Source organism: Falsiporphyromonas endometrii (genome assembly GCF_042654485.1).
GTDB lineage: Bacteria > Bacteroidota > Bacteroidia > Bacteroidales > Porphyromonadaceae > Porphyromonas > Porphyromonas endometrii.
Window position 1 is genome coordinate 1 of record NZ_JBHSGO010000145.1, and the last position, 8,092, is coordinate 8,092.

At 38.5% G+C, this 8,092-nt stretch carries 5 protein-coding genes; all 5 read right to left on the reverse strand.

Going from position 1 to position 8,092, the window contains the following annotated elements; all coding sequences use genetic code 11:
- Positions 1 to 643: hypothetical protein (locus tag ACFO3G_RS04495; protein WP_380078380.1), on the reverse strand; the 643-nt coding region annotated here is incomplete at its 3' end.
- A gap of 654 nt (positions 644 to 1,297) precedes the next feature.
- Positions 1,298 to 4,834, reverse strand: coding sequence for a pyruvate:ferredoxin (flavodoxin) oxidoreductase (nifJ, locus tag ACFO3G_RS04500; RefSeq protein WP_380078382.1), 3,537 nt, complete (start codon positions 4,832 to 4,834; stop codon positions 1,298 to 1,300).
- Between the two features lie 53 nt (positions 4,835 to 4,887).
- Positions 4,888 to 6,090 (reverse strand): AAA family ATPase, encoded by a 1,203-nt coding sequence (locus ACFO3G_RS04505; protein ID WP_380078384.1) that lies wholly within the window; start codon positions 6,088 to 6,090, stop codon positions 4,888 to 4,890.
- A 482-nt stretch (positions 6,091 to 6,572) separates the two neighbouring features.
- Positions 6,573 to 7,169, reverse strand: coding sequence for a response regulator transcription factor (locus ACFO3G_RS04510; protein WP_380078386.1), 597 nt, complete (start codon positions 7,167 to 7,169; stop codon positions 6,573 to 6,575).
- Between the two features lie 11 nt (positions 7,170 to 7,180).
- Entirely contained in the window at positions 7,181 to 7,888 is a 708-nt protein-coding gene (locus tag ACFO3G_RS04515) for a hemerythrin domain-containing protein (RefSeq protein ID WP_380078388.1), read from the reverse strand.
- Positions 7,889 to 8,092: the final 204 nt, after the last annotated feature.

Sequence of the window (8,092 nt, forward strand, 5' to 3'; positions counted from 1 at the left end):
TAAGTGTTTTTTTAATAGCAAGAATATCTCTAGCAAACATAGTTCTTCCTTCATAAAATAAAGGTGTTGAGTAATCTATGTTGTTTATTGAAAGTAAAAAATACATGAAAGACAAAACAGAAAAAGCCGAAAAAATGACAATGTAAAACTTATGATTCTTTCTATTTTGCACAATATATTTACAAAGAGGAAACCAACTAAATGAAATAAAGACAGCACAAATTGAAATAAAAAAGGATTTCAAAAAACTTTCTGCTGAAATCGAAAAAGGGAAATACATATCATTCACCTCATCAGAATTATGACTCAATAAATTAACCAAAACCGTAACAGTGAATGGTGTTTCACAAACTTTTATCAAATGGTACTCATAAATAAAGAATAAAGTAAAGCATAGCCCCCACAACGCTGCAACAACATGTCTTAACTTATTTTTCTTAATTAATGCTATAATCAAAGAAGGAAAGAAAGAAATAAGAAAATCTCCCAGTAAAGCAGAACAAGACACAGGTATTCTACTGTATCCAATCAATAACATGATGTTTATAATGGATAGAATCATCATAAAGACAAAAAGGTATTGGATAGACCAAAACCTTTTTAACCAAGAATAAAGGAAATTCTTTAATCTATTAGAACTCATAATAATTAAATAGATTTAGATACTTGCATATTGATCCCTGCATTAACATTGTTAATCTTAAGAATCATTTCTAACGATATTAACAATAGAATTGAAATAGCCGTAATTTCTGTCCGACAAATTTAATTAATAGTTGTAGGTCATGCAATGAGTATAGTATCAAAGTATAGAAATTAATAAACCTAAATATCTCGAATAAAACAATTTTACAACAATTTGAATAGATCTTGGTCAATGACAGACAACAATCATTATACAAGAATACAAGTTTATGATATAGCAAATTAGGCCCAAAAGCCTCAACAGAAAGAATAGCATTTATGAAGATATTTTGAACCGATTTTAGCATCTAAGATAGCAGTATATAAAGCTATGTGACGGGCAGGAGAAGATAGAATGATGAAAAAGATAATAAAGGACTTTCTTAGTTACTTAGATCATCTTTTTACTCCTTCTAATGCTATAGAAACATTTTTGTAATAAATGAATGATCTCCAATGACTACCTTTAAACCCAACCTAATAACAGATTTCGAAGATCTTAAATACTAAATAAAAGAGGGAAAGCCTCGTAGACTTCCCCTCTTTATATAAGTTATTATGAAGTGAATTGTTATCCAATTCCTACATAAAATGACATAACTTCTGTCTGATATTACTTAGACCAGTCGTCTTTTAGCAATCTCTGATATGAGCGATATCTCCACTGAGCATTCTTCTTAGCAGCTTCGAATAGTTCGTCAGCTTCTTGTGGATACATCTTGTATACAGAATTGTAACGAACTTCACCCATCAGATAGTCTTTGAAGAGATCCCAATTTGGTTCCTTGCTATCAAACTGGAATGGATTTTGTCCTTCAGCTTCGAGTTGTGGATTATATCTCCAGAGATGCCAGTATCCGCATTCAACAGCTCTCTTACCTTCATTTTGTGTCTTACCCATACCGGCCTTGATACCGTGAGAGATACAAGGAGAGTAAGCGATAACCAATGATGGTCCGTCATAAGCTTCTGCTTCGCGAAGAGCCTTCAATGTCTGAGCTTGATTAGCACCAATTGCAATCTGAGCTACATAAACATAGCCATAAGTTGTGGCAATCAGTCCAAGGTCTTTCTTACGGATTCTCTTACCTGAAGAAGCAAACTTAGCAATAGCACCTACCGGAGTAGATTTAGAGCTTTGTCCACCAGTATTAGAATAAACCTCTGTATCAAGTACAAGTACATTGACATTTTGGCCTGATGCAAGCACGTGGTCAAGTCCACCGAAACCTATATCATAAGCCCAACCGTCACCACCGATAATCCACTGTGAACGCTTGATGAAATGCTCACGCTGGCTATACAGATCTCTTACGATACCTACACCGCTTGCAGACTTAAGTTCGGGTACGATAGCATCATAAAGAGCCTTACACTTAGGAGCGTCACTCAAGTTTGCAATCCACTCTTTCAAGAGGCCCTTGAGGTTATCACTAATTTCATTAGACTCGATAGCTTTATTTGCGGTAGCAACAAGGCGTCCACGAAGCATATCGCTTGCCATGTGCATACCGAGACCAAATTCGGCATTGTCCTCGAAGAGTGAATTTGCCCAAGCCGGACCACAACCTTCAGCATTAGTTGTATATGGTGTTGATGGAGAAGATGCTGAATAGATTGAAGAACAACCAGTAGCATTTGCTACCATCTGACGATCACCAAATAGTTGTGAAAGAAGTTTTACATACGGTGTTTCACCACAACCGGCACAAGCTCCGGAGAATTCAAACAATGGTTGTGAGAACTGTGAATTCTTAACATTAGCTGTAATATCAACCAAATGTGCTTTGGAAGAAACTTCCCAGCGAGCCTTATTCCAGTTTTCAGCCTCTTCTTTTTGTGTCTGAAGTGGTTCCATTGTAAGAGCCTTTTCGCCCTTCTTGCCCGGACAAACATCCACACAGTTGCCACAACCCAGACAGTCAAGTGTATCTACCTGGATACGGAAGCCCATTCCTGCAAACTGCTTACCAATAGCAGGGATAGTCTTAAGTCCTGTCTTTGTCTGCTCCTCTTCTGTCAATACGAATGGACGAATGGTAGCGTGAGGACAAACATAAGCACACTGGTTACACTGTATACAGTTTTCGCTGTTCCATGCAGGCACAAAAGCTGCAACACCGCGCTTTTCGCAATCAGCTGTACCGGGATCTGCTGTACCATCTTCTCTACCCAAGAAAGCAGAAACAGGCAATTCATCACCTCTTTGTGCATTGATTACACGCACAACATTGTGTACATAATCAGAATCGCTTTCATGGCGAACTTCCGGTTCGTCGATCAAATTTTCCCAGCTTGGATCTACAGGCACTTGAATAACATCTGCACCACGATCGACAGCTGCATAGTTCTTATTAACTACATCTTCACCCTTCTTACCGTAGCTCTTAACAATGAATTTCTTCATCTGTTCAACAGCCAAGTCGTAAGGAATTACATTTGCAATCTTAAAGAATGCAGATTGTAGAATAGTATTTGTTCTGTTACCAAGACCAATCTCACGAGCAATCTTAGTAGCATCGATGATGTAGAAATTAATCTTATGCTTTGCAAGATATCTCTTAACCTTTACAGGCAAGTTATCTGCAACAGTATCTTTATCCCAAGGAGAGTTCAATAGGAATGATCCTCCATCCTGAAGTCCCTTAAGTACTTTGTACATTCTCAAATAGGCAGGTACGTGACAAGCAACGAAATTTGGTGTTACAACCAAATATGTCGAACGAATTGGCTCGTCACCAAAACGAAGGTGAGAACATGTAAAACCACCTGACTTCTTAGAGTCATAAGCAAAGTATGCCTGGCAATACTTGTCTGTATTGTCACCGATAATCTTAACAGAGTTCTTATTAGCACCTACTGTACCATCAGCACCAAGACCGAAGAACTTAGCTTCAAACATCTTGTGGCCAAGGTTGATATCTTTGTGCTCCGGAAGTGATGTAAATGTCACATTATCAACAATACCTACTGTAAAGTGATCCTTTGGCATATTCATAGCCAAGTTGTCGAATACAGATACGATTTGAGCAGGTGTTGTATCCTTAGAAGAAAGACCATAACGACCACCAACGATAAGCGGTGCATTTTCACGATTATAATAGCAATCCTTCACATCTAGGTAAAGAGGTTCTCCTGTAGCACCCGGTTCCTTTGTGCGGTCAAGCACAGCAATCCTCTTAACGCTCTTAGGCATTGCACACAAGAAATGCTTTGCAGAGAATGGACGATAGAGGTGAACTGAAAGAAGACCCACTTTTTGACCTTTCTTATTGAGAAGGTCTACCACTTCACGGATACATTCTGTCACCGAACCCATTGCTATGATTACACGGTCTGCTTCTGTATCACCATAGTAATCAAACAAATGATAATGACGACCTGTCACAGTAGCCACTTTGTCCATATAACTCTGAACAATATCAGGAACAGAATCATAGAAACGATTGGCAGCCTCTCTGTGCTGGAAGTAAACGTCCGGGTTTTCTGCTGTACCGCGAGTTACCGGGCTAAGAGGATTAAGAGCTCTCTTACGGAAATCTCTCAATGCTTCCTGGTCAATAAATTGAGCCAAGTCTTCATTTTCCAAAGCTTCAATCTTCTGAATCTCGTGTGATGTACGGAATCCATCAAAGAAGTGGATAAAAGGAACTCTTGATTTGATAGTTGCCAAGTGAGCAACACCTGCAAGGTCCATAACTTCTTGTACAGAACCGGTACAAAGCTGAGCAAAGCCTGTTGGTCTTGCAGCCATCACGTCTTGGTGGTCACCAAAGATAGACAAAGATTGAGCAGCAAGTGCTCTCGCTGAAACGTGAAATACTGAAGGCAACAACTCACCTGCGATCTTATACATATTAGGGATCATCAGGAGAAGACCTTGTGAAGCTGTAAATGTGGTTGTTAACGCACCGCCTTGAAGAGATCCGTGTACAGCGCCGGCAGCACCTGCCTCTGACTGCATCTCTTGAACTTTCACCACTTCACCGAAGATATTCTTTCTTCCTTGTGCTGACCATTCGTCAACATACTCAGCCATCGTAGAAGATGGAGTGATTGGGTAAATAGCGGCAACTTCGCTAAACATGTAAGCAACGTGAGCGGCAGCTTGATTACCGTCACATGTCAAATACTTTTTTTCGCGTGCCATTGAATAACTTTTTTATAACTGATTTATATTTATAATTCTAAGATTGGCTACTCTTAGTATAGTAGTCCAAACATCCATAAAGGAATGACGTTCTTAGACCCTATTTCTATATTTCCCGCTGCAACATACCTGGATGACGTATGACGTCTATCCCAAACAGGTTCTACAGCAAAATGATATTTTCCATCAACAAAGAATCTGCTTTTTGCCTTATTGTCCATGTCTACCTGATAGCGAGCTTTTACCTGACTCAAAAAATAAGTGGCATAAATATCTTTCAGCCTTTCGACTGAAGGCTTATCCAAATCTCTGGGATTCAAGACATAGCTCAAATTGGTATTATGCAGATAGTACTCACCCGGCTTCTTCTTCTCATCATCTTCAGGTTTCTTGAGCAAGCTTATCATCTGTGCATCAGCCAAATATTGGAGATAATTAGAAACAGTTGCTCTTGAGGTATCAATAGACTTAGCCAACTGTGATACATTAGGTCTGTCCGGAGCATCCTGCGAAAGGATATAGAGCAACTTTCTCAACTTGTGCAGGCACCTCTGATCAATTTGTTTGATTAAGAGGACATCTACCTCAAGCATCATGTTGATACTCTTCAAAAGGTTTTCGCTAAAATTGTGTTGCTCAAGGAAAAATGGATAATACCCATACTTTAGATAGTCCGGCATCCAGCTCATTGGATGCATATCGCGCGTAATGATTTCGGCTATCTCTTGATGATTTTTAAGAATGTCCTCAATATTAATCACAGGAAGTGACATTCCACACTTTAGATTTAAAAATTCTCTCAAAGAGAAGCCATTCAACTTATATGAAGCGCATTGTCTACTAAGTGGCTCATTATCTTCTCCGATACACATCACAGACGATCCGGTGAAGATAATCTTTAGTTCAGGAAACAACTCATAGCATTTTGAAAGTTCTGTAGACCAATCCGGGTATTTATATACTTGGTCCAAAAGAAGAAGTTTACCTCCCTCATTTACAAACTCTTGTGCAAAATCTACGATATTCTTTTCGGTAAAACACAGTTGATTAAGGTTGATATATAGAGATTTGTCTTTGCCGTGTGCAACACTATAGTCACGAGCATAATCGAGGAGGAAACTTGTCTTGCCTACTCCCCTTGCGCCCTGAATAGCTATAAGTCGCTGGTTATGATTGATTTGATCCATCAATCCCCTCCTTACTGACGAGGGTTGGCGACCTAAAAGATGCTCATGTATTCTATGTATCTGATCCATTCATCACCTATTTTGGTTAGCAAATGTACATATATTTCCCCACAAAATGCAATATACAAGTAGCAATTTGGGCAATAATTATTGTAAGCGCACATCTACGATATATAAAAATGCCAATATAGACGCTTTATACAATACATTTGCATAGAGCACTTATCAATAATCAGATACTAATAACATAAAAACAGGCTAATAAATATCATTATGTTGTTTTTGCAATTTACATCTAACAAAACAACAATCACAGGTAAATATGATTAGAAACTACTCATTACAAGTCACCAATAGGAATGATATACAGTCAGATACTCATCAGCAAGGATAAGGGCAAAATACCTAACCTAAGGTAGAAACAACATACCGAATGGCAATTGTTAGACATGCTTCTTGCAACAGATAAACATCGGAAAAGACAATATGACATTAGACGAAGGCTCAAGCATTCGGTTGAAGTTGCAATTCAACCGGGTCAAAAGGTTAATCTACTTGGTTATTTCATCCAGCTCAACAAGTTTATTCACTATCGCATAAATAGTCAGACCACTTGTAGAATGGATTTGCAACTTTTTGGCGATATTTCTTCTATGTGTAATCACTGTATGAGTGGACAAAAACAGAGCCTCAGCAATCTGTTTGTTAGTCATCCCTTTGACGACACAAACAACCACCTCCTTTTCTCGAGCGGTCAACGAACATTCTTCCGAATCAGATCCGGACTTGTCAATGGACAATATTTTATCAAAAACCTCTTGATACTTCTCCGACGAATCTGCTAAGGACAAGTATTCATTATACCCGGACAAAGATCCGGTATCTACAGGATATGTAAGCATTGCCACCACTCCCATCTCTCCGTTTAAACGGTATTCTTTGCGAAGAGTCATACCCGAAATTATTGGATTAAGGAGCATAATATCCACACCATAATCGGGGAGCTGCTCCAAAATATCCTTGGATGAATCGCTAACATCCATTACCTGAATCTTATACCCCGGCAGTTTTTTCAAGAAAGCTTCTATTCCCAATCTCACAATCTCATTGGGTTCTGCAATGGCAATTTTAAGATTTTTAAGACTCATCTCCTCTTTCCTTATTTAGTTGCTGACTTCTCAATATCCTCCATAAGAGGGATAAATATGTGATCTTCCACAAAATTATGTTGTGCAAGATCGGCTTCACTCTCAAAAATATCATGCAAAACAGCAGTCAATTCATAACCACCCTTAGCAGGATAATACTTGATCAGAATATTCTTAAGCTCCGTTATCTTAGCCTCCACCTGATCGTGTCTTTTCCTAAAAACGGCGATAGAGTACTTATCAGACAGCTTATTGTGCGCTATCAAATCTTCAGCATAAGGGAAGACAACCTTCTCTTCATAGTTCATATGCTTATTAACCTCAGCGACATAATCATCGAAAAACTTCTTAATCACAAAAGCAACTTCAGTCGGACAATCATCCTCCATCGCCAAAAGCAACTGTTCCCGAATGAATGGCAACCTAAACTTAAGGAAATAGGTGTGCGCATTTCTCAGATAAACCATAAGCGATTCGACCGATACTCCCTTGAGCTCTTCCTTGGTCGGATAATGAGGTATGTTTGCCACAGCATTAAGCACCGTCATCAAAGTTGTTGTATCGACATTATTCTCTTCACATACATCCGCAATAGTCTTATCCCCGACTCCCATAGGAATACCAAAGCGAGTAATCACAAGCAAAAGGTCGTAATGCTCTGAAATCAAGTCAGACATTTTTGATTGCGAATCAAATGATTTTATATATGTATTTGTCATCTTCTAATCTTTATAATTACTTGTCACAAAGGTACATCATTAATAATAGCAACACATCCCCATTTTTAGGTATCAGCAGATACTGTCCCAAAAAAGTGTGTAAGACCCAAGACTATTATCTTTGAAATTACAAACTAAAAAACGATAAAAAGCATGAACCTTACACAAGTACAAATTAAAGAAATTATTTCGAATTGTCTGTCA